This window comes from Streptomyces sp. SN-593 (assembly GCF_016756395.1).
In the GTDB taxonomy this organism is placed as follows: domain Bacteria; phylum Actinomycetota; class Actinomycetes; order Streptomycetales; family Streptomycetaceae; genus Actinacidiphila; species Actinacidiphila reveromycinica.
In genome coordinates, this window is record NZ_AP018365.1 from 7,033,156 (window position 1) to 7,054,596 (window position 21,441).

Below are 21,441 nucleotides of genomic sequence, written 5' to 3' on the forward strand. Positions count from 1 at the left end.
CGACGGCCCCGCGCCCGTCCGCCCGTCCGCCCGTCCGCCCGTCCGTCGCCTGCCCCGCGCCCGGGCGGGCCGCCGGCGGACCCGGGGGTGCGGGCGTTCCTGCCGCGGGGCCCTCGACGTCCACCGGCCGGTCCCAGGGCGGGCCCGGTCCGCAACCGCACGCATCCCAGGGGGACGCACCGTGCACAGCACCTCCGACGGCGCGCAGCCGCCGCGCGGCACCCGGGTCCCCGGGCGCCGTACCCACCAGCGCCGGGTCCTGCTGCGGGCCCTGATCGACGCCGACGGCTTCGTCAGCGCGCAGAGCCTGCACGCCGCCGTCCTGGCGGAGGGCGTGCACGTCGGCCTGAGCACCGTCTACCGCACGCTCGCCGCGCTGGGCGCCGCGGGGCTGGTGGACGTGGTGCGCGACGCCGGCGGCGAACGGCTCTTCCGGCACCGCCCGAGCCAGGAGCACCGGCACTACCTGATGTGCCGCGCCTGCGGCGCGAGCAGTCCCGTCGAGGCGTCCGCGGTCGAGAACTGGGCGCGGGCGGTGGCCGAGGCGTCGGGCTTCGCCGAGGTCGAGCACACCGTCGAACTCACCGGTGTGTGCCGGGACTGCCGGAGTCCGGCGGCGCGGCGCCCTGGGCCCTGATTGCAAATGGAAGTCATTTTCATATAACGTCCTGCTGTCACCCCGACCCACCGGAGAGGACCACCATGGCCGTTCCCAAACGCAAGACGTCCCGCAGCAACACCCGCCACCGGCGCGCCCAGTGGAAGGCGAGCACGCCCCGACTGGTGCCCGTCACCATCGACGGCGCCTCCCACCTGGTGCCGCGGCACCTGGTCAGGGCCTACGAGCGCGGCCTGCTCGACGCCGGGCGCGCCGGCCTCGGCCGCGTCCACGGAGGCCGCTGATGGACACGCGCGGCAGGCTCCCGGTCGTGGTCGTGGCCGGTATGCACGCGGAGGCGCGGCGGACGGCGGTCGGGAACCTCCTGACCATGGTGCCCGGAAGCGTGGCGCTCCACCACGACCTCTCGTCGGCCGCCGACGGCACGGTGCGGCGCACCGTCCGCGACGCCGACGGCCTCCTGTCCCACGGGGAGACCCCGCTGGTCGACGACTGCGCGTGCTGCGCGCTGCGCGCCGACCTCGTGCCGGAACTGGAGCGGCTGGCCGCCGACGGGGCCACCCGGCTGGCCGTGGTCGAGCTCTGGGACTCGGTGGAGCCGCAGGGCATGGCCGAGGTGATCGCCGGCCACGGCGGCGACGTCCTCGAACTGTCCAACGTCATGACGGCGGTCGACCCCGGTCTGGTCCTGCCCTGCCTCGCCAACGGCGACGACCTGGAGGAGGCCGGCCTCGCGGCGGCCCGGGCGGACCGCCGGACGGTAGGCGACACCTGGGCCCGGCAACTGGAGTACGCCCCGGTGCTGGTGATCGCGCAGGACGCGGAGGCGACGGACGAGGACCGCGCGCTGCTGGCCCAACTGCACCCCACCGCACGGCAGGTGTCCGACCGCTCGGCGGACCTCGCCCGGGCGGCGTTCGCCGGCTTCGACGTGGAGGCCGCCGCGGCGGCGCAGCACCCGGCCTGCTCGCGGCTGCCCCAGCAGGCGGACGAGGCGGGGGTGACCACCCTCGTGTGGCGCCGCCGCCGACCCTTCCACCCCGAGCGCCTCCACACCGCGCTGGAGGACCTGGTTTGCGCCGCGGCCCGCAGCCGGGGCCGGTTCTGGCTGGCCGACCGGCCGGACACCCTGCTGTCATGGGACGCGGCCGGCGGGGCGCTGGTCGTGGAGAACGCCGGGCCGTGGCTGGCCGCGCTGCCCGACGCGGCCTGGGAGATGGTGCCCGCGATGCGGCGCGCCGCCGCCACGCTCGACTGGGACCCCGAGCACGGCGACCGCTGCCAGCACCTGGTGTTCACCTCTCCCGCGCTCGACCAGGACGGCCTGGAGCAGGTGTTGGAGTCCTGCCTGCTGACCGACGCGGAGTACGCCTCGGGGCCCGACGGCTGGCGCCGTTTCCCGGCCGCCTTCGACGAGTTGCTCGACCCCGTCTCCTGAGGGCGGCCTGCCCCCGAGACCCCCAGCCGTGCCCCTACCGGTACCCGTACCCGAGACGAAGGAGTGCCCGTGGCCCGCCGCCAGGACCCCCGCAAGCCCCTCAAGCCCCGCGTCAACCCGCTGGACGCGGCGAAGATCACCTACATCGACTACAAGGACACCGACCTGCTGCGGAAGTTCATCTCCGACCGCGGCAAGATCCGCAGCCGCCGGGTGACCCGGGTGAGCGTCCAGCAGCAGCGCCGGCTGGCCCGGGCGATCAGGACCGCGCGGGAGATGGCCCTGCTGCCGTACTCCGGTACCCCGCGCTGACCGCGTGCCCGGATCGCGCGGCCAGACCGCGTGCCCGTACCGGCTGCCCGTACCGGCTGCCCGGATCGGGTGGGCCTGGCGCCGCAGGTCCGGCCGCCCGCGGCGGCAGGTGCGCTGTTGCGACGGTATCGCAGCAGCTCAGGGCATGTATCAGGGTGATGGCTGCAATCGGCCGGAGCTGGCACCGTAGGGCGCATGGACTCCGGCGAGCACACGCAGGGACACGGGCACACCCCGCCGCACGGGCACCCGCACGAGGGCGCCGACGGGCATCCGCGACCCGACGGGCATCCGCGACTCGACGGGCAGGCACACGACCACGGGCACCCGCACGGCCACGGCCACGACCACCCGCACCCGCACGGCGGCACCGCGCGGGCGCGGCTGCGCCACCGGCTCGCGCACCTGGCCAGGCCGCACAGCCACGAGCCGATGGACAAGGTCGACTCCGCGCTGGAGACCTCCCGCGAGGGACTGCGGGCCCTGTGGCTGTCCCTCGGCGTCCTCGCCGCCACCACCGTGGTCCAGTTGGCGGTGGTCGCCGCGTCGGGCTCGGTGGCGCTGCTGGGCGACGCGATCCACAACGCGGCCGACTCGCTGACCGCGGTGCCGCTGGGCATCGCGTTCGTGCTGGGCCGCCGCGCGGCGAACCGCCGTTACACCTACGGGTACGGGCGCGCGGAGGACCTGGCGGGCGTCGCGATCGTGCTGACCGTCGCGGCCTCCTCGGCGGCGGCCGGCTACGAGGCCGTGCACCGGCTGCTGGAGCCGCGCGGCGTGACGCACCTGTGGGCCGTGGCGGTTGCGGCGCTCGCCGGGTTCGCCGGGAACGAGTGGGTGGCGCGGCACCGGATCGCCACCGGCCGGCGGATCGGCTCGGCGGCGCTGGTCGCCGACGGCCTGCACGCGCGTACCGACGGGTTCACCTCGCTGGCGGTGCTGCTGGGCGCCGGGGGCACCGCGATCGGCTGGCGGTGGGCCGACCCCGTGGTGGGCCTGCTGATCACCGCGGCGATCCTCGCGGTGCTGAGGGACGCCGCCGCGCAGGTCTACCGGCGGCTGATGGACTCGGTCGACCCGGCGGCGGTGGACGCCGCGGAGGAGGCGCTGCGCCGGGTGCCCGGCGTGCGGGACGTCGGCGCGGTGCGGATGCGCTGGATCGGGCACGCGCTGCGCGCGGAGGCGGACATCGTGGTCGACCCGCACCTGACGGTGGTCCGGGCGCACGAACTGGCGGTCGCCGCCGAACACGCCCTGATCCACGGCGTGCCGCGGCTGACCGCCGCCACGGTGCACATCGACCACGTCGCGCACGGCGCCGACCCGCACGCCGCGCTGCGCCACCACGCCGCGGCCTGACGGAGCGGCGGCGCCCGCCGCCGGCGGCCGAACCCCCGTGTCAGGTGCGGGAGTCGACGTCCAGGGCGGTGTGGGTGCCGAACACCCGCGCGTGGTAGGTGAGCGGCCGGGCCGGCGCGGTGTCGGCGCTGAGCACCCGGCCGAAGACCACCACGTGGTCGCCGCCGGTGACCAGGTCGGCCACCTCGCACGCCAGGAAGCCGCTCGCACCGGGCAGTCTCGGCACCTGCGCGCCCAGGTGCCAGTCGACGCCGCCGAACTTGGCCGGACCGCCCTTGCGGGCGAAGTTCAGCGCGAGCTCCGGCTGCTGGGCACCCAGGATGTTGAGGCCGAACCGGCGGCTGCCGTCGATGACCGCGAGCAGGTCGGAGGACCGGTCGAGGGAGACCAGCACCATCGGCGGCTCCATCGACAGCGAGGTGAAGGCGCTCACGGTGGTGCCGTAGGGCGACCGGCCCGCCATGGCGGTGACCACGGCGACGGGCGTGCACACGCCGGCCATGGCCTCCCGGAACGCGGACTTCAGGTCCTGCTCGGTCTCCGGGCGGGACTCCGTACTCGTCACCAGGGTTCCCCTCTGCGTCGTCGGTCCGGCGCGCCGCCGGGCGGCGCGGGACCGCGCGGAAACTGCGTTGTCGGCAGCCGTCGGCCTGCCGGGACGGCGGGGCGCTCAGCCCTCCCTGGACTCCCCGGGCTCCCCGGGCTCCTCGGGCTCCCGGCCCGTCGCGGCCTCCCCGTCCGCTCCCGCCCCGGCCGCGTCCCGCGGTGCGGACCCGAGGGCGTGGAGCCGGGGGAGGTTGACCACGACCGCCTCCTGCGTGCTGCGCGCGATGACGACCACGGCCTCGTCGTCGGGGTCGGGGTTCTCCTCCCGGTGCGGCACGAACGGCGGGACGAAGACGTAGTCGCCGGGGGAGGTGCGCAGCCGTACCTCCTGCGGGGTGCCGCCGGAGTCGTCGACGAAGACGAACTCCGGGTGCCCGCTGACCACGTGGATCGCGGTCTCCGACGCGCCGTGGTGGTGGTCGGAGGACGCGGTCGAGGGGGCCACGTGGGTCTGGCCCATCCAGAGCTTCTCGGAGCCCACGGTCTTCCCGCTGATCGCCGCGAACCGGCGCATGCCGCCGGTCTGCGCGGTGTCGCCGTCCAGCGCGTCCGCGCGGACGTGGTGCAGGCGAGCCCGCAGGGACGACGTCGGCGGGGTGGTCGGGCTGTCGTGCAGATGGGGGTGGAAGCCCTCACCGGGCTGCGTCGGCGGCGTACTCATGGCTGAGGACGCTAGGCGGCCGCCAAAAAGGATGTCAAGAGGTGTCCATTACGCTTCACCTGCGGCAACGTTCCCGCAATGGTCGGGACACGGCGCCGATCCCCGCGTGGGGCGAGCTTCGGGCATCATGAGGTCATGCATATCTCCGCGAAGGCGGACTACGCCACGCGCGCCCTCCTGGAACTCGCCAGCGAGCCCGCGCGCCCGCTCAGTTGCGAGGCCATCGCCTCCGCACAGGAGATCCCGTTCCGGTTCCTGAAGTCCGTGGTGGCCGAGTTGCGAAGAGCCGGGCTGGTGCGCAGCCAGCGGGGCTGCGAGGGCGGTTACTGGCTGGGCCGGGCGGCGGACGAGATCACGCTCCTCGACGTCGTGCGCGCGGTCGACGGGGAGTTGATCACGCTGCGCGGGGAGCCGCTGGCCGGGCTCGCCTACCCGGGCCCCGCGGCCGGGCTCACCGAGGTCTGGCGGCAGGTCGAGGCCGAGGCCGCGGCGGTCCTGGGCGGGGTGACCGTGCAGGCGCTGCTGGCCTCCGCGACGGGCGGGCGGCCGGCCCGGAAGCGCGCGGCGTGACGCCTGCGGGGCAGCGGAGGGCGACCGCGGGTCCGGCGGCCGCGGGGTCTTCGGCAGCCGTGGGGTCTCCGGCGGTCGGGGGGCCCGCGACCGCGCGGGCCGCGGCGGACGGCGGGGGCGGCACGGGCGCGGACGGCGCGGTGGAGGTCGTGGAGTACACCGACCCGCTGTGCCCGTGGTCCTGGGGCGCCGAGCCGGTGCTGCGCCGGCTGCGGGCCGCGCTGCCCGACCGGGTCCGCTGGCGCCGGGTCTACGCCATCCTCTTCGACCACGACGACGACCCGCCGCCCGATCCCGCGGCCGAGACCGCCTGGTACGCGCGGTACGTCGCGGGGGTCACCGAGCACACCGGGGCGCCGTGCGCGGCACGGCTGAGCCGGGTCGCGGCCAGTTCCTGGCCGGCCTCGCTCGTCGCCAGGGCCGCCGAACTCCAGGGCGCGCGGGCGGCCGAGGCGGTGCTGCGGCGACTGCGCGAGACGGTGTTCGTGCTCGGCGAGCCGGCCGACACCGCCGAGCTCGCGCTGGCCGCGGTTCGCGGGCTGCCCGGCCTGGACCTGCGCAGGCTGGCGGCCGACGCCGCCTCGGCACAGGTGCTGCGGCAGGTGCGCGCCGACCGGGCCGAGGCGCGGCGCCCGGTGCCCGAGGCGCTCTCCGCGCCGGCCGGCTCGCCGCACCCCGGCCTCGCCAAGGAGACCGCCGACGGCGACCGCCGCTACGCCCTGCCGACGCTGCTGCTGCGGGCGCCGGCGGGCTACCGCGTGGTGCCCGGCTGGCGGACGTTCGAGGAGTACACCGCGGCCCTCGACGACCTGTGCCCGGGGCTGCTGGCCGGTGGCGTGCCGCCGCCGGACGCCGGCAGGCTGCCCGCCGCGACGGCGCTCGCCCGCTACCGCAGCCTGACCGACCCGGAGCGGTTGCTGCTCGCCGAGGGCCCGTGGCCGCCGCCGGACGCGGTGCGGGTGGAGACCGGGAACGGCCCGCTGTGGCTGCATCCCGCCGAGGCCGCCGGGCACCCGGCGGCCCGGCGGTAGCCGACACCGCGCGCGGGTCCGGCCGTCGTCCGGAGGAGGGAAGCCGCCGGTCCGCCGAATGAGACACCAATTGGTGTCCATTGACAGCCGCTCGCCGTTGCCCACAAGATGTGCAGCATGCTCTCGACGCACCCTGGTGTGGTGTGCCGCTACGTGGACCTGCGGCGCACGTGCAGCGCCCTCTGTCGCTGACCACCCGTCACCGACCGTCCACCGGCGCCTGACCGCCCCGTCGGTACCGGCTCCCTCCTCGCGCCGCAGAGCGGCGCCCCGCCGTTCCGCGCCATCGACGCCGCGCACCGGCGTGCCCTGCCTCCCTTGCCCGGCCCGCTCCCAGCGGCCCGTTCCGCCTGCCCCCGAAAGCCCCGCGCCCTGATCGGCGGCACGTCCCGTACGGGCGGTCCGGGTGCGGTGCGGCCGACGCGCGCCCTCCAGCCGTACCGGCATGCCCGCGCCGTGGGTCGGCGCCGGTGCCGAGCCCGCCCTCCGCCTTGCCGCTCCCGCCCTTCCCCCGGCGGGAGTGCGTCGAGAAGAAAGTACGAGATGTCCATACGCATCGCCCTGCGCCGTTCCCCGGCCGGCTCCCCCTCCCTCCTGCGACGGCGGCCACGCCGCACCCGGCTCGCGGCGCTCTCCGCCGTGCTCGTCACCGCCGCGGGCGTCTCGCTCACCGCCTGCGGCGGCCAGTCCGCGTCCGCGGGCGCCGGCGACACCCTGAAGTGGGCCTCCTCCTCCTTCCCGGCCCACTGGGACCCGGTGGTCAGCGGCAGCGGCGCGCAGTTCCGTGAACTCGCCCTGGTGTATGCCTCGTTGACCCGTACCGACGCGACCGGCAAGGCCGTTCCCGACCTCGCCGAGAGCTGGGACTACAACGCCAGGGGCGACCAGGTCACCTTCCATCTGCGTCCGCACCTCACGTTCAGCGACGGCACCGCGCTGGACGCGACCGCCGTCAAGGACGCCATCGTGCGGGCCAAGACGCAGAAGGACTCCGCGCTCTTCGGCGACCTGACGTCGATCAGGTCCGTGGACGCCGACGGGCTCGACGTGGTCGTCCACCTCAGCCAGGTCGACTACCAGATCCCGCAGTTGCTCGGCGAACGCGTGCTCCAGGTCGCCAGCCCCAAGGCGGCCGCGGACCCGAAGAAGCTCGACCAGGCCCCGGTCGGCGCCGGGCCGTTCACCGTCACCCAGCTCGTGCCGGGCACCAAGGTGCTGCTGAGGAAGAACCCGGACTACTGGGACGCGAAGGACATCCACATCGACAACGTCGAGCTGACCTCCGCGCCGGACGCGTCCACCGTCGTCTCCGGCCTCCAGACCGGCGTCTACAACTTCGCCGACATCGAGGCCAGCCAGGCCGACGCGGCGAAGAAGGCGGGCCTGGACGTGTTCGTGCAGCCCGGGTTCAACGCCGAGAACATCAGCCTGAACGTCAACAAGGCGCCGTTCACCGACGACAAGGTGGTCGACGCGGTCCGCTACGCCGTCAACCGGCAGGAGTTCGTGGACAAGCTGACCTTCGGCTACGGCTCGGCCACCGACGAGCCGTTCCCCAAGGGCTACGTCGCCTACGACCCCGCGTCGGCGGACCTCTACCCCTACGACCCGGCGAAGTCCCGGAAACTGCTCGCCGAGGCCGGCTACCGGCCCGGTGCCCTCAAGCTGACCCTGGTCATCCCCGCCGCCGACCCGCAGGCCGAGATCGTCCAGTCCCAGCTCGCGAAGGTCGGCATCACCGTCACCATCAAGGTGGACAAGAACTGGGCGACGCCCTTCTTCGCCAAGGACCTCACCTTCTCCCTCTACGGCACCACCGGCCGCGACTCCGCCGTGCAGACGCTCACCGCGCACTTCGGCCCGAACGGCCCGCTGAACCTCAGCACGCCCTACGAGCCCGCCGGCTTCGAGGCGGCCGTCGCCAAGGTCCGGCAGACCAGCATCGACGCGCCGGACTACGCGAAGGTCCTCCAGGCCGCGACCCGCACCGGACTGCGGAGCAAGGCACTGGTCTTCACGTACTCCGCGCCGAACCTCTTCGCCAAGAGCAAGGCGGTGTCCGCGCTGCCCGAGAACCCCGGCCACATCGACTGGACCGGCGTGACCATCGGCCACTGACACCCACCCCGCACAGAGAAGAGAGGGGGCCACCCCCATGACGACGACAACGACCACGGCGGCGCCACCGGCCCAGGAGGGCACGGCGCCGGCCGCGCCCGCCCGCCGGCGCGGGGTCGGCGCGGCCGGGACCCGGCACGCGCTGGGCCGGGTGCTGGCCGCCCTGGCCCGGTCCGCCGCGATCTTCGTGCCGGTCTTCCTGGTCGCGACGTTCGTGACCTTCGCGCTGCGCTCGCTGAGCGGGCTCAGCCCCGCACGCATCCAACTCGGTGAGGACGCGACGCCCGAGGCCATCCACCGGGTGGAGGCCCAGTGGGGCCTGGACCAGCCCTTCCTGGTCCAGTACGGGCACTGGTTCAGCGGCGTCCTGCACGGACAGCTCGGCACCAGCTGGACCAACGGCGCGGACATCTCCACGCTGATCGGCCTCGGCCTGGGCGTCAGCCTGTCGGTGGCGACCTTCGCGCTGGTCATCGGTGTCTGCGCCGGCTTCCTGCTGGGCACCGCCGCCGCGCTGCGGCACACCACCTGGGTCGACCGGGCGATCACCGGGTTCGTCACCGTCATCTCGGTGATGCCCGCGTTCGTGGTCGGCATCGTGCTCGTGGAGGTCTTCGCGGTCGGGCTGCACCTGTTCCCGGCGGCCGGCTACGTCCCCGCGGCGCAGGGCCTCACCCCGTGGCTGGAGCACATCACCCTGCCGGCGCTCGCCCTGAGCTTCGACGTGATCGCCGACGTGGCCCGGCAGTTGCGCACCAGCCTCATCGCGTCCTACCGGGAGAACTACGTCACCGGCGCGATCGTGCGCGGGCTCGGCCCGCGGCGGATCTTCTTCGGGCACGTGCTGCGCAACGGCATCGGACCCGCCCTCGCCACGCTGGGGCTGAAGTTCCCGGCGCTGGTCGGCGCCTCGGTGGTCACGGAGTGGGTGTTCGGCCTCCAGGGGTTCGGCCGGTTCGCCAACGACTCCGCGCAGTCCGGCGACGTGCCGGCGGTGCAGGGCGTCCTGGTGGTGTCGATCGTGCTCGTCGTCGTCTTCAACCTCGTCGTCAACCTGGTGCTGGCCCGCGTGACGCCGGCGTCCCAGCGGGGGGTGTGAGGAGATGTTCCGCCGCGTACTGTCGCTCCCGACCGGCCGGATCGCCGTCGTGATCCTCACCGTGATCGCCCTGCTCGCCGTCTTCGGCCCGCTGCTCGCGCCGCAGGACCCGCTCGGCACCAGCACCCACACACTGGCGGCCGGCTCCGGTGCCCACTGGCTCGGCACGGACTACCTCGGCCGCGACGTGCTCAGCCGGCTGCTCGACGGCTCCCGGATCAGCGTGCTCGGCTCCCTCGAAGTGGCGGTGACCGCCCTCGTGGTCGGGGTGGTCCCGGGCATCCTGTCGGTCTACCTCGGCCGGGCCTTCGAGTGGATCACGCTGCGCGTGGCCGACACGCTGGTCGCGCTGCCCTTCCTGCTCTTCGCCGTCGCGGTGATCGCGCTGCTGGGCAACGGCATCACCCAGGCCATGCTGGTCACCGGGGTGCTGGTCTCCCCGCTGTTCTACCGCGTCTCGCGCGCCGCCACCCTGACCGTGGCCCGCTCGCCGTACGTGGAGGCGGCGCTGATCGCCGGCGCCTCCGTCGGCTGGGTGGTGCGCCGCCACGTCTGGACGAAGGTGCTCCCGCCGATCGCGGTCGCGCTCGCCCAGACCGTCGGCGTCGGCTTCGTCATCGTCTCCAGCCTGACCTTCCTCGGCATCGGGGTCCAACCGCCGCAGCCCACCTGGGGCGGGCTGCTCGCCTCGGACCTCGGCTACCTGAGCTACCAGCCGTGGGCACCGCTGGTCCCGGCCCTGCTGATCATGGTCACCGTCTGGGCCAGCAACCTGCTCGCCGACGCGATCCGGGACGTCTCGGGCGAGGCGGGCCGCGCGCTGGTCGTCCACCGCAAGGTCCGCGGCCGACGCCGCGACCGGTCCGCACCCGCTCCGGCCGGAGGCACGTCATGACGGCACCGTCCCAGAACCTGTCCGCACCCGCGCGCACGCCCGTTCCCGCCGGCCCCGCGGCATCCGGCGACCTGCCCGCGGCCGCCTCCGAGCCGTCCGAGCCGTCCGCGGCGCCCTCCGCCGGACCGGCGGACGGCGCGGCGGTGCTGAAGGTCGCCGACCTGCACATCACCGACCGGGCCACCGACCGCGAGATCGTGCACGGTGTCAGCTTCGAGCTGACCCCCGGCAAGGCGGTGGGCGTGGTGGGGGAGTCGGGCAGCGGCAAGACCCTCACCTGCCGCGCGGCGCTCGGCATCCTGCCCGCGCACTTCGAGATCTCCGCCGGCTCGGTCGAGATCGCCGGCACGGACGCCGCCACCCTCACCCCCCAGCAGTGGACGGCGCTGCGCGGCGCCACGATCAGCGCGGTCTTCCAGGACCCGGCCTCCTACCTCAACCCGTCGATCAAGGTGGGCGCGCAGATCGCCGAGGTGGTCCGCGCCAAGAAGGGCCTGGGGCGCCGGCCGGCCCGGCAGCGCGCCCTGGAGCTGCTGCGCGCGGTCCACCTGCGGGACCCCGAACTCGTCTACGGGCAGTACACCTACGAACTGTCCGGCGGGATGCTCCAGCGCGTGCTGATCGCGGCGGCGATCGCGGCCGGCCCGCGGGTGCTCATCGCGGACGAGGCCACCACCGCCCTCGACGTGACCGTGCAGGCCGAGATCCTCGACCTGCTGTCCGACCTGCGTCAGCGCACCGGCCTGGCGCTGGTGGTGGTCTCCCACGACCTGGCCGTGGTCGCCCAGACGTGCGACGAGGTGCTGGTCATGCGGCAGGGCGAGGTGGTGGAGCACGGCCCGACCCGCGAGGTCCTGCACGCCCCGCGGCACGCCTACACGCGGCTGCTCGTCGCCGAGCACGAGACCTACGGCCTCGACAGGTTCCGCACCGCGCAGGACACGGGATCGGCGCAGGACACGGAAGCGGCGCAGGACGCGCCCCCCGGGGACGGCCCGCACCACGCGGACGACGCGAACGGCCCTCGCACCGCCGCGCGTCCGACCGCCCCGACGGACCCGGGCCCCTCGACCGGCGTGACGGACTCCCCGACCCGTCCGACCGCCCCGACCCGTCCGACGCAGTCGACCGCCCCCGCCCAGCCGAAGGAGGCGTCATGACCGGCGCACCCCCGCCCGCAGGGTCCGCCGCCGCGACCGGCGCCCCGGTGCTCGCCGTCGACGGACTCGACGTCCACTACGGCCGCCGCCGGCGCCGCCGGCCCGCCCTGAAGGGCGTCACGCTCAGCGTCGCCCGCGGCGAGACCGTCGGCGTCATCGGCGAGACCGGCTCGGGCAAGTCCACCCTGGCCCGCGCCGTGCTCGGCCTGGTCCGCGCGTCGGCGGGCTCGATCACCGTCGGCGGCGAGGAGGTGACCGGCCACGGCGCCGGCAAGTGGCGCGCGCTGCGCCGCCGCGGCGTGGTGCAGTACGTCTTCCAGGACCCGCTGCGCAGCCTCGACCCGGACCTGACCATCGCCGACTCGCTCGTCGAGCCGCTGATCCTGGCGGGCGTCGCCCGCGCCGAGGCGCTGACGCGGGCCCGGGCCTTCCTCGACCGGGTCCGGCTGGCCGGGGACCTGCTCGACCGGCTGCCCGGCGAGCTGTCCGGCGGCCAGCGGCAGCGGGTCGCGGTCGCCCGGGCGCTGGTCACCGAACCCGAACTGGTCATCCTCGACGAGCCGGTGAGCGCCCTGGACTCCGCCAACCGGGTCCAGGTCCTGGAGATCCTCAAGGACCTGCGCGCCACCGGCGTGGCCATCGTGATGATCTCCCACGACCTGGGGTCCGTCGCCGGGATCGCCGACCGCGTCGCCGTGCTCTACCGCGGCGAGCTGGTGGAGGTCGGCACCGCCCGCGAGGTCATCGACACGCCCCGGCACCCCTACACGCGGCTGCTGGTCAGCTCCGCGCCCACCCTGCACACCGCCCCCGCCGACCGGGCCGAACGCGACGCCCTGCGCGCGCTGCTGCACGCCTGATCCCGCCGCGCGACGGCACCGCGGCGCCCCGCACGTTCCCCACCACCGAAGAGGGAGAACCATGTCCCGCAAGATCCACCTCGCCCTGCACCCCTACGGCGTCGGCGGCCCAGGCCAGCACGGCCTGTGGAAGGACCCGAGCGTCGCCAAGAACGCCAGCATCGACATCAACTACTACATCCGGCAGGCCCAGGCCGCCGAACACGCGCTGTTCGACGCCCTGTTCATCGTGGACAGCCAGTTCATCAACGCCACCTACCCGGCGCACTACCTCAACCGGCTGGAGCCGCTCACCCTGCTCTCCGCGGTCGCCACCCACACCCGGCACGTCGGCCTGGTCGGCACCGCCAGCTCGACGTACAACTCGCCGTTCAACCTCGCCCGCCGGTTCGCCTCGCTCGACCACATCAGCGGCGGCCGCGCCGGCTGGAACGTGGTGACCAGCTTCGACACCGGCGCCTCGCGGAACTTCGGGCTGGAGGAGCACCTCGACTACGCCGCCCGCTACGGCCGCGCGCTGGAGTTCGTGCAGGTCGCCCGCGGCCTGTGGGACTCCTACGAGGACGACGCGTTCCCGGCCGACGTCGAGCGGAACGTCTTCCTCGACCCGGACAAGCTGCACGCGCTCGACCACGTCGGCGAGCACCTGCGCGTGGCCGGACCGCTCAACCTCTCCCGGTCACCGCAGGGCCAGCCGGTGATCTTCCAGGCCGGCGTCTCGGAGGAGGGCCGCGACCTGGCCGCGCAGGTCGCCGAGGGCATCTACGCGCCCGGCGGCGGCCTGGAGCAGGCCCAGGAGTACTACAGCGACATCAAGCGGCGGACCGCCGCCTACGGGCGCGACCCCGAGCACATCAAGATCTTCATCCACGGCAGCCCGATCGTGGCCGGCACCGACGAGGCCGCCCGGCGCCGCGAGCGGGAGATCTTCGAGGAGGACGACGACTTCGCGCGCAACCTCGCGCTGCTCGGCCGGTCCTTCGGCGCCTACGACTTCAGCGTGCACGACCTGGACGCCCCGTTCCCGGACGTCGCGCACCTGGCCGAGCGCGGCGGCCGGACCGGCGCGGCCAGGATCATCGAGCGGGCCGCCACCGACAAGCTGACGCTCCGCCAAGTAGCCGCAACACTCAGGGAATTCCGCCGCTCGCCGTTCGTCGGCACGCCGAGGGGCGTCGCCGACGCCATCGAGGAGTGGTTCCACGCCGGCGCCTTCGACGGCATCAACCTCGCCTTCCGCACCGAGGCCGAACTCGGCGCCTTCGTGGACGGCGTGGTGCCGATCCTCCAGCAGCGCGGGCTGTTCCGCACCGCGTACGAGGCCGACACCCTGCGCGGCAACCTCGGCCTGCCGATCCCCGCCAACCGCTACTCCCGCGAGCGCCAGCTCGTCAACGACTGAGGAGCCGGCAGATGAGCGTATCCGTGGATTCCCCGTCCAGGACCGAGCCGCCGGCGCTGTCCCCGACCGGCGGGCGCGACGTGCACACCGTCCGGTTCCCGGCCGGCACGCCGCCGCGCTCGGTCGACGTCCTGATCGTCGGCGGCGGCCCGACCGGGCTGGCAGCGGCGGTCGAACTCACCTCGCGCGGCGTGCGGGTGGCCGTCGTCGAGCGGGCCCGCACCGCGACGCTGGTGCGGGCCGGTGCGATGGGCCACACCCCGCGCGTGGTCGAACACCTGCGCCGCTGGGGGCTGTTGCAGCGGGTGCGCGACGCGTGGACCTTCCCCCCGGAGTGGAACCAGGGCATCAGGCTGGTCACCTCCCTGGCCGGCCACGAGCTGGTGCCGGTGCCCCGCCCGGAGTTCCGCGGTGCGCCCGGCGCGGGCCACTCCGCGGGCGAGGCGCTGCGCCGTCCGCAGACCGTCTTCCAGCACGTCTTCCTCCAGCACCTGCGCGAGCAGGGGGTGAGCGTGTCCGGCGGCTGGGAGCTGCGCGCCCTGCGCCAGGACGCGGACGGGGTGGACGCCGAGGTCGTGGACGTCGACTCCGGCCGGGCACAGACGATCCGGGCCGGCTACGTGCTCGGCACCGACGGCGGCCGCAGCACCACCCGCACCCTGTCCGGCGTCGAGCGGGAGGGGGAGCACGCCACCGAGAAGCGGCTGCGGCTGATCGTGCGCACCGGTGACATCGCCGACCGGGTCGGCGCCGCGCCCAGCGGCACCAACATCGTCTTCAACCAGCGCGCGTCCGGCTTCCTCGCCGCCGTGAGCACCCGGGAGTGGCGGGTGTACGCGGGACCGTTCCCGCTCGAACACCAGCCCACCGAAGAGGAGTTGCTGGACACCGCCCGGGCCGCCTTCGGCTTCGACCTGGACCTGGAGCTGGTCTCGGCCACCACCTTCTACCACGCGACCCGGATCGCCCGGACCTTCCGCAGCGGCCGGGTGCTGCTCGCAGGCGACGCGGCCCACGTCCGCACACCCGGTGGCAACCTCGGCGAGGGCATCGGCGACGTGGTGAACCTCGGCTGGAAGCTCGCCGCGGTCCTCGGCGGCCAGGCCCCGCCCGCCCTGCTCGACTCCTACGACCAGGAGCGCCGCCGGCACAACTGGCGGATCGCCGACCACGCGCTCGGGCGGGCCCGCCGGGCGCAGGCCACCCTGGCCGACATCCGCGCCGGGGGCATCCCCGACGACGCCGACCTCGGCCCGGCCGCCGGCGCCCGGCGTGCCGAGATCGGCGAGCGCCTGCGCCGGGACCGGCCCGGCGGCGACGGCGTCACCTTCGACGAGCGCTACGACGACTCGGCCGTCGTCTGGTACGAACCGGACCAGCTCGACACCGAGCCCGGTTGGCGGGCCGACGTCTACGAGGACGACCCCCGCCCCGGTCACCGGGCCCCGGACGGGATCGTGGACCCCTACGGCGGCACCCTCTACGACCGGATCGGCACGTCCTTCGCCCTTCTGGTGCTCACCGAGGAGCGCGGCGTCGAGCGGGACTTCGCCGAGCAGGCGGCGGCGCGATCGCTGCCGTTCACCGTGGTCCACCTCACCGACCCGGCGGCCCGCGCGCTCTACGGCGCCGCGAACGTGCTCGTCCGCCCGGACCAGCACGTCGCCTGGCGCGGCGCGGAGCTTCCGGACGGCGGCGCGGCGACCGTCCTGGACCGGGTGCTGGGCGGCCGCGCCTGACACCGCGGACGGCGGGCCCGTACGCCTTGCGAGGCGGGCGCGCCCCCGCGGCAGGCGACGCCCGGGTGCGGCGGCCGTGCGCGACGGCGGTGCGCGACGGCGGTGCCCTTCGGCGGTGCGATGTCCCCGGGCACGCCGGACGCGTGCGACCGCCGCCGCGCCGACCGGTGTCCCGCCAAAGGCCGCACCCGCCGCTCTGCGAGAATCGACCGCGGCGCCACGAGCGCCGCGAGACCGCCGCCGGAACCCTGGAGGAACCCCGTGCCACCTGCCTCGGAGCCGCTGCGGAAGCTGGGCTTCCTGACGATCGGCCTGTTCGACGAGGCCGATCCGCGCGCCGGCCACGAATCGACGCTGCGCGTCATCGAGTTGGGCGAGCAGCTCGGCTTCGACAGCGCCTGGGTGCGGCACCGGCACCTGCAGTACGGCATCTCCTCGCCGGTCGCGGTGCTCGCCGCGGCCTCGCAGCGCACCCGCCGGATCGAGCTGGGCACCGCGGTCATCCCGCTGGGCTGGGAGAACCCGCTGCGGCTGGCGGAGGACCTGGCCACGGTGGACCTCCTGGCCGGCGGCCGGCTCAACCCCGGCGTCAGCGTCGGCCCGCCGACGCGCTACGACCAGGTCAGGGACGCCCTCTACCCGGACACGGCCGACGTCGAGGACTTCGGGTACGAACGGGTGCGGCGGTTGCTGTCCTTCGTGCGCGGCGAGTCGGCGACCGCGACCGGCGCGACCGAGGGCTTCGAGGTGTTCTCGCCCCGGGTCCAACCGCACTCCGCCGGGCTCTCCGACCGGATGTGGTACGGCGGCGCGAGCCTGCGCTCGGCCCGGTGGGCGGGCGAGCAGGGCATGAACTTCCTGACCAGCAGCGTCATCAAGGCGGAGGAGCCGCAGGAGGGGGCGGGCGGGCCCGGCCCGGAGGCCCCCGCCGCACCGGAGGACGCGGCCGGGGCGGACGACGACGGCGGCGCGGCCGCGGCCACCGCCCGGTTCGCGGCGCTCCAGCTCGCCCAGATCCGCGCGTTCCGCGCCCGCCACCCGGCCGGTGACCGGGCCCGGGTCTCCCAGGGCCTCGTGGTCATCCCGACCGACTCGGCCACGTCCGAACAGCGGTCCAGGTACGAGGAGTTCGCCCGCAAGCGGCTGCCGCGCACGGCCTCCCCGCAGGGTCCCGGGCGGATGCTGTTCGCGCCCGACCTGGTCGGGGAGTCGGAGCGGATCGCCGAAGTGCTGCACGCCCACGCGGCGTTCCGCGAGATCGACGAGGTCGCCTTCGCGCTGCCCTTCACCTTCGAGCAGGCCGACTACGTCCAGATCCTCACCGACATCGCCACCCGACTCGGCCCCGCACTGGGCTGGCGCCCCGCCACGCCCTGACCCGCGACGCGCTGACCCGGCGCGTTCGCGCGCCAGTCCGGCCCTGGTCAACCGGCCTTCAGCCGCCGCACTTGAGCCTCAGCACGTTGAGCCGTCGCGCCGTGAGCCGCCGGGCCGTCGGGCCGCCGTTCGGTGGGCTGGCCGTACGGCGTCTCCCGTGCGACGAGCCGTCGGCGCCGGACGGCACCGCAGGCCCGGGCGGCCCCTCCGGCGCGGGCACGGCCGCCGACCCGGACGTGGTCGTCATCGCCACCGGCTCCGAGGTCGCGGTCGCGGTGGGCGCCGCCCTGCTGCCGGCCGGCGAGGGCATCCGGGCGCGGGTGGTCTCCATGCCCTGCCGCGAGTGGTTCGACGCGCAGCCCGCGGCGTACCGGGACCGCGTCATCCCTCCGGCGGTGCGCCGCCGGATCGCGGTGGAGGCGGGCGTCGGCCAGAGCTGGTACGACCTGGTGGGACTGGACGGGCGGACGATCGGCGTGGAGGACTTCGGCGCCTCGGCCTCGGCCGCCGACCTGTTCACGGACTTCGGGATCACCCCGGAGGCCGTCGCGAAGACGGCCCGCGACCTGCTGCGGTGACCGCGGGCGGACCCGCGAAGGCGTACGCGCGGGTGACCGCGGGCGGACCCGCCGGTGGCCGCGCGGCCGTCCCCGTTCCCGTTTCCGCGGCTCACGCCGGCGCCGGGTCGCCCGCGCTCCCGTCGCCGGCCGGGTCGCCCGCGCGGTCCCCGTCCCCGTCCCGGTCCCGACCCCTGTCCCCGTTGCGGCCCCGGTCCCGGCCCCCGTCCTGCGCCGCGCCCGCGTCCGCCGCCTGCTGCCTGCTCGCGGTGACCGCGGCGGCGACGAACGACGCGACCAGGGGCCGGCGGTCGAGCTGCGACCAGGCGACCACGAGGCGGCTCGGCGGCGAGTCGACCACCGGCACACACACCAGCCCCGGGTAGACGGGCCCGACGAGCGAGCGCGGCAGCACCGCGATGGTGCGGCCGAGCAGGATCAACTGGACCATCTGCGGCACGTCCTCCACCTCCGGCCCGCTCCCGTCGCCGGACGCGCCGGGCCAGGGCACCCCCTTCCAGCGCGGCATCGTCTCCTCCGCGAGGTCGGCCACCCGCACCTCCGCGTGCTCGGCCAGCCGGTGGCCGCCCGGCAGCACCGCGACGCGCTGCTCGACGTACAGCGTCTCGGACGCCAGCCCGGTCAGGTCGTCGAAGGGGGCGTAGAGCAGCGCCACGTCGGCCCGGCCGTCGCGCAGGTAGTCGGCGCGGTCGGTGGCGCCGCCGAACAGGACGTCCACCCGGCGGGCGTCGGGCTGGCCGGCGTAGGCGGCGAGGATGCCGGACAGCAGGTTGGCGTCGCCACCGGGCTTGATCACCAGCCGAAGCTGGGTGCGGGCGTCGCCGGCCCGGCGGGCGGCCTCGGCCGCCGCGCCGACCGCGTTGAGCGCGTGCCGGCCGTGGTGCAGCAGCGCCTCGCCGGCCGGGGTCAGCGCGACATGCCGGCTGGAGCGGACCAGCAGTTGCACGCCGAGCCGCGCCTCGACCCGCCGGACCGTCTTCGACAGCGCCGGCTGCGCGATGGACAGGCGGGCGGCGGCCCGGCCGAAGTGCAGTTCCTCGGCGACCGCGACGACGTACTCGAGTTCCCGGGTCTCCAGATCAACCATGCCCACAGGTTATCGCCGGAGAACGGATCGATCTTGGACTTCCGCCAGCCGCGGAGGTTCGATTGACCGCATGATTCAGCACACGATGATCGTCTCGTTCACCGACCCCGTACCCGACGCCGACCTGGACCAGTTCCTGAGCGACATGGAGAACGTCATGCGTGCGTCGGGGCACCTCCAGTCCTTCTCGGCGCAGCGCCACATCCGCGTGCCCGCCGACGACCACAGCCCGGTGTTCGTGGCCACCGCGATCGTGCAGTTCGGCCTCGCCGACGTGGACGCGCTCAACGCGGCCTTCGAGGTGCCGGGAGTGGAGGAGCTGATCGGGCGCTGGCAGGCCCGCCACCCGTACAAGGTCGTCTGGGCCAACCACGAGCCGCTGGGCTGAGCGCGGCGGTTCACGGGCGGGTGCCGCGGCGGAGGCCGGGGCGGGAGACCGGCACGGGAGGCCGGGGCGCAGGGGGCCGTGACGCGATCGGCGTCGCGGCCCCCTGCGGTGTCCACCCGGTCCGGGTTCCTGCCGGACCGGGAGCTTCGCCGGGTCGGGTGCCCGGATCCCCGGATCCCCGGCCGCCCGGCCGCCCGGGTGCCCGGGTGTGTCGGGCTCGCCCGTGGCGGACGCCCCGGGGCGGGCCTACCGGGCCGGGACCCCGGCGAGCACCTCCGCCGCCGCCACGCCGGACGCCGCGGTCGCGCCGTGGGTGAACACCCGGACCGCCCCGGTGCCCGAGTCGTCCGGCAGTCCCATCTCGACGACGACTGCGTCCGGGCGCGCGGTGGTGAGGTCGGCCAGCGCCTTGCCCATCCACTTGTTGCGCGCCGCGTCCCGGACCACGACCACCAGCGGGCGGCCGGCGGCGGGGGCCAGGGCGTGCTCGTCGAGGACGGCGGGCCGGTCGGCAAGCTGCTGCGGGTGCACCCGGACGAAGGTGGTTCCGGGCAGGCGCTCGCGCAGCGGCACGGCGACGCCCCACGGCGTCTCCTTGCCGATCGCCAGGTTGGTGGACGGCACCAGTTCGACCACGTGCGGGGCGGCCGGCAGCGGCAGCGCCGCGTCGGCGGGGCCGCTGACCCGTATGGCGCGCCGGGCGGCGGCGTAGCCGATGTCACCGCTGACCGGGTCCACCGGCACCGCCCGGGACAGCCCGATCGACCAGTCGGCGAACTCCCGTACCCGCCGGGAGGCTTCGGCCAGCCGGTCCTCGGTGAGCCCCCCGGTGCGCACCGCGTCGGCGAGCGCGCCGGCGAGCAGTTCGAAGGTGTCCTCGCCGGCGTGCTCGCCGCCCACGCAGATGGCGTCGGCGCCGGCGGAGATCGCGCGCACGGTGGCGCCGTCGATGCCGTACCGGTCGGTGACCGCGCCCATCTCGATCGCGTCGGTGACGATCAGGCCGTCGAAGCCGAGTTCGCCGCGCAGCAGGCCGGTGAGGATGCGGCTGCTGAGCGTCGCCGGCACGTGCGGGTCGTAGGCCGGCACCAGCAGGTGGCCGCTCATGACCGCGCGCACCCCCGCGTCGAGAGCGGCCCGGAACGGCGGCAGTGCCTGGGCGGCGATGGTGTCGAGGTCTGCGTCGTAGCTCGGCAGGCCGTGGTGGGAGTCGACCGCGACGTCGCCGTGCCCGGGGAAGTGCTTGGCGCAGGCCGCCACTCCGCCGGACTGGAGGCCGCGCACCCAGGCGGCGGCGTGCCGGGCCACCCGGTCCGGCTCGACGCCGAAGGACCGGACCCCGATGATCGGGTTGTCCGGGTTGGAGTTGACGTCCACGCTGGGCGCGTAGTCCAGGCTCACCCCGGCGGCGTGCAACTCCCGGGCCAGGTCCCGGGAGACGGCCTCGGTGAGGGCGACGTCGTCGACGGCGCCGAGCGCGAAGCTGCCCGGCCGGGTGGAGCCGGTGGAGGACTCGATCCGGGTGACGTCACCGGCCTCCTCGTCGATCGCGATGATCAACGACGGGTTCTCCGCGCGGAGTTGGGCGGTCAGCCGGGCGACCTGCTCGGGCGAGGCGATGTTGCGGGAGAAGAGGACGACGGATGACAGGCCGTCAGCAATGGCCCGCAGCACCCAGTCCGGCGCCTCCGTGCCGACGAAACCCGGCTGGAGGACGGAGAGCGCGAGCGCGCGCAACTCGTTGCTCTGCTTGCTGGTGGACACCAACTTGCTGGCGGGCATCAACGGGGCCTTTCGTGTGGGGCCGACGCACTGACCGCATCCGGCGGTGATTGGTACAGACCAACGGATACTGACTCAGGCTGCTCAGGGGTGTCAAGGTGAGCGCCGGCCGCGATTTCCCTCACCGCTGGTGCCGAGGTCATCGCGCAAAGCGACGAAAGTGCAGGTGGGGGGAGGGTGTTCGGCAAGAGGCCATTTGACAGCGCCAGTTGGTCTAGTCCAACTTAGGAGAGCGCGAGTTCAGCGAGCGGCAGCCGTGGCGTGAGTGACGACGGATGTGCAGGTTGACTGGCGGAGCCGCAGGCCCACCCGGCACACCGGGCGGCCCCCGAGCCCCAACGGCCAGGCGTCCGTCGGTAC

The 21,441-nt window shown here is 75.0% G+C and carries 20 protein-coding genes and 1 pseudogene; 17 read left to right on the forward strand and 4 right to left on the reverse strand.

The window, feature by feature from the left end; genetic code table 11:
- The first annotated feature begins 181 nt into the window (after positions 1-181).
- The 5 genes from RVR_RS30425 (at position 182) to RVR_RS30445 (ending at position 3,728) form a co-directional block, all read left to right on the forward strand.
- The gene (locus tag RVR_RS30425) at positions 182-637 is read left to right on the forward strand and encodes a Fur family transcriptional regulator (protein WP_202237113.1); all 456 of its coding nucleotides are present in this window, start codon (positions 182-184) and stop codon (positions 635-637) included.
- A 65-nt stretch (positions 638-702) separates the two neighbouring features.
- Entirely contained in the window at positions 703-903 is a 201-nt protein-coding gene (gene rpmF, locus RVR_RS30430; RefSeq protein WP_202237114.1) for a 50S ribosomal protein L32, read from the forward strand.
- On the forward strand, positions 903-2,057 hold the full coding sequence (locus tag RVR_RS30435; RefSeq protein WP_202237115.1) for a CobW family GTP-binding protein: 1,155 nt from the start codon (positions 903-905) through the stop codon (positions 2,055-2,057). The genes rpmF and RVR_RS30435 overlap by 1 nt, the downstream gene beginning before the upstream one ends.
- 69 nt (positions 2,058-2,126) lie before the next feature.
- On the forward strand, positions 2,127-2,369 hold the full coding sequence (gene rpsR / locus RVR_RS30440) for a 30S ribosomal protein S18 (RefSeq protein ID WP_202237116.1): 243 nt from the start codon (positions 2,127-2,129) through the stop codon (positions 2,367-2,369).
- 195 nt (positions 2,370-2,564) lie between these two features.
- Entirely contained in the window at positions 2,565-3,728 is a 1,164-nt protein-coding gene (locus tag RVR_RS30445) for a cation diffusion facilitator family transporter (protein WP_202237117.1), read from the forward strand.
- A gap of 40 nt (positions 3,729-3,768) precedes the next feature.
- Here RVR_RS30445 and RVR_RS30450 read toward each other — a convergent pair whose 3' ends face one another.
- Together RVR_RS30450 and RVR_RS30455 are read right to left on the reverse strand one after the other, a co-directional pair.
- Positions 3,769-4,293 carry a flavin reductase family protein gene (locus RVR_RS30450; protein WP_237405054.1) on the reverse strand — a complete coding sequence of 175 codons (525 nt, stop codon included), beginning with the start codon at positions 4,291-4,293 and terminating at the stop codon, positions 3,769-3,771.
- A gap of 105 nt (positions 4,294-4,398) precedes the next feature.
- On the reverse strand, positions 4,399-4,995 hold the full coding sequence (locus RVR_RS30455; protein WP_202237118.1) for a cupin domain-containing protein: 597 nt from the start codon (positions 4,993-4,995) through the stop codon (positions 4,399-4,401).
- Positions 4,996-5,130: 135 nt separating this feature from the next.
- On the opposite strand from RVR_RS30455, the gene RVR_RS30460 reads away from it, so the two are divergent.
- The 11 genes and pseudogenes from RVR_RS30460 (at position 5,131) to RVR_RS30510 (ending at position 17,824) form a co-directional block, all read left to right on the forward strand.
- Positions 5,131-5,565 carry an RrF2 family transcriptional regulator gene (locus RVR_RS30460; RefSeq protein ID WP_202237119.1) on the forward strand — a complete coding sequence of 145 codons (435 nt, stop codon included), beginning with the start codon at positions 5,131-5,133 and terminating at the stop codon, positions 5,563-5,565.
- 140 nt (positions 5,566-5,705) lie between these two features.
- On the forward strand, positions 5,706-6,596 hold the full coding sequence (locus RVR_RS30465) for a DsbA family oxidoreductase (RefSeq protein WP_237405433.1): 891 nt from the start codon (positions 5,706-5,708) through the stop codon (positions 6,594-6,596).
- 543 nt (positions 6,597-7,139) lie between these two features.
- Positions 7,140-8,714 (forward strand): ABC transporter substrate-binding protein, encoded by a 1,575-nt coding sequence (locus RVR_RS30470; protein WP_202237121.1) that lies wholly within the window; start codon positions 7,140-7,142, stop codon positions 8,712-8,714.
- A gap of 37 nt (positions 8,715-8,751) precedes the next feature.
- Complete coding sequence (locus tag RVR_RS30475; protein ID WP_202237122.1) at positions 8,752-9,813, forward strand: ABC transporter permease; 1,062 nt, start codon at positions 8,752-8,754, stop codon at positions 9,811-9,813.
- A 4-nt stretch (positions 9,814-9,817) separates the two neighbouring features.
- A complete protein-coding gene (locus RVR_RS30480; RefSeq protein ID WP_202237123.1) occupies positions 9,818-10,708 on the forward strand; it encodes an ABC transporter permease in 891 nt (296 codons plus the stop codon).
- Positions 10,705-11,649: pseudogene (locus RVR_RS30485) on the forward strand (ABC transporter ATP-binding protein); the annotation flags it as partial. The gene RVR_RS30480 and the pseudogene RVR_RS30485, both read left to right, overlap by 4 nt.
- A gap of 215 nt (positions 11,650-11,864) precedes the next feature.
- Positions 11,865-12,728 carry an ABC transporter ATP-binding protein gene (locus RVR_RS30490; RefSeq protein ID WP_202237124.1) on the forward strand — a complete coding sequence of 288 codons (864 nt, stop codon included), beginning with the start codon at positions 11,865-11,867 and terminating at the stop codon, positions 12,726-12,728.
- Between the two features lie 61 nt (positions 12,729-12,789).
- Positions 12,790-14,130 (forward strand): NtaA/DmoA family FMN-dependent monooxygenase, encoded by a 1,341-nt coding sequence (locus RVR_RS30495; RefSeq protein WP_202237125.1) that lies wholly within the window; start codon positions 12,790-12,792, stop codon positions 14,128-14,130.
- Positions 14,131-14,141: 11 nt separating this feature from the next.
- A complete protein-coding gene (locus RVR_RS30500; protein ID WP_202237126.1) occupies positions 14,142-15,869 on the forward strand; it encodes an FAD-dependent oxidoreductase in 1,728 nt (575 codons plus the stop codon).
- Between the two features lie 261 nt (positions 15,870-16,130).
- Complete coding sequence (locus tag RVR_RS30505) at positions 16,131-17,246, forward strand: LLM class flavin-dependent oxidoreductase (RefSeq protein ID WP_202237127.1); 1,116 nt, start codon at positions 16,131-16,133, stop codon at positions 17,244-17,246.
- 86 nt (positions 17,247-17,332) lie between these two features.
- On the forward strand, positions 17,333-17,824 hold the full coding sequence (locus RVR_RS30510; protein WP_202237128.1) for a transketolase-like TK C-terminal-containing protein: 492 nt from the start codon (positions 17,333-17,335) through the stop codon (positions 17,822-17,824).
- A 91-nt stretch (positions 17,825-17,915) separates the two neighbouring features.
- Here RVR_RS30510 and RVR_RS30515 read toward each other — a convergent pair whose 3' ends face one another.
- Positions 17,916-18,911, reverse strand: coding sequence for a LysR family transcriptional regulator (locus RVR_RS30515; RefSeq protein WP_202237129.1), 996 nt, complete (start codon positions 18,909-18,911; stop codon positions 17,916-17,918).
- Between the two features lie 70 nt (positions 18,912-18,981).
- Here RVR_RS30515 and RVR_RS30520 point away from each other — a divergent pair, with 70 nt between their 5' ends.
- Entirely contained in the window at positions 18,982-19,299 is a 318-nt protein-coding gene (locus RVR_RS30520) for a hypothetical protein (RefSeq protein ID WP_202237130.1), read from the forward strand.
- 246 nt (positions 19,300-19,545) lie between these two features.
- Here RVR_RS30520 and RVR_RS30525 read toward each other — a convergent pair whose 3' ends face one another.
- Positions 19,546-21,063 (reverse strand): glycoside hydrolase family 3 protein, encoded by a 1,518-nt coding sequence (locus RVR_RS30525; RefSeq protein WP_202239383.1) that lies wholly within the window; start codon positions 21,061-21,063, stop codon positions 19,546-19,548.
- Positions 21,064-21,441 lie beyond the last annotated feature (378 nt).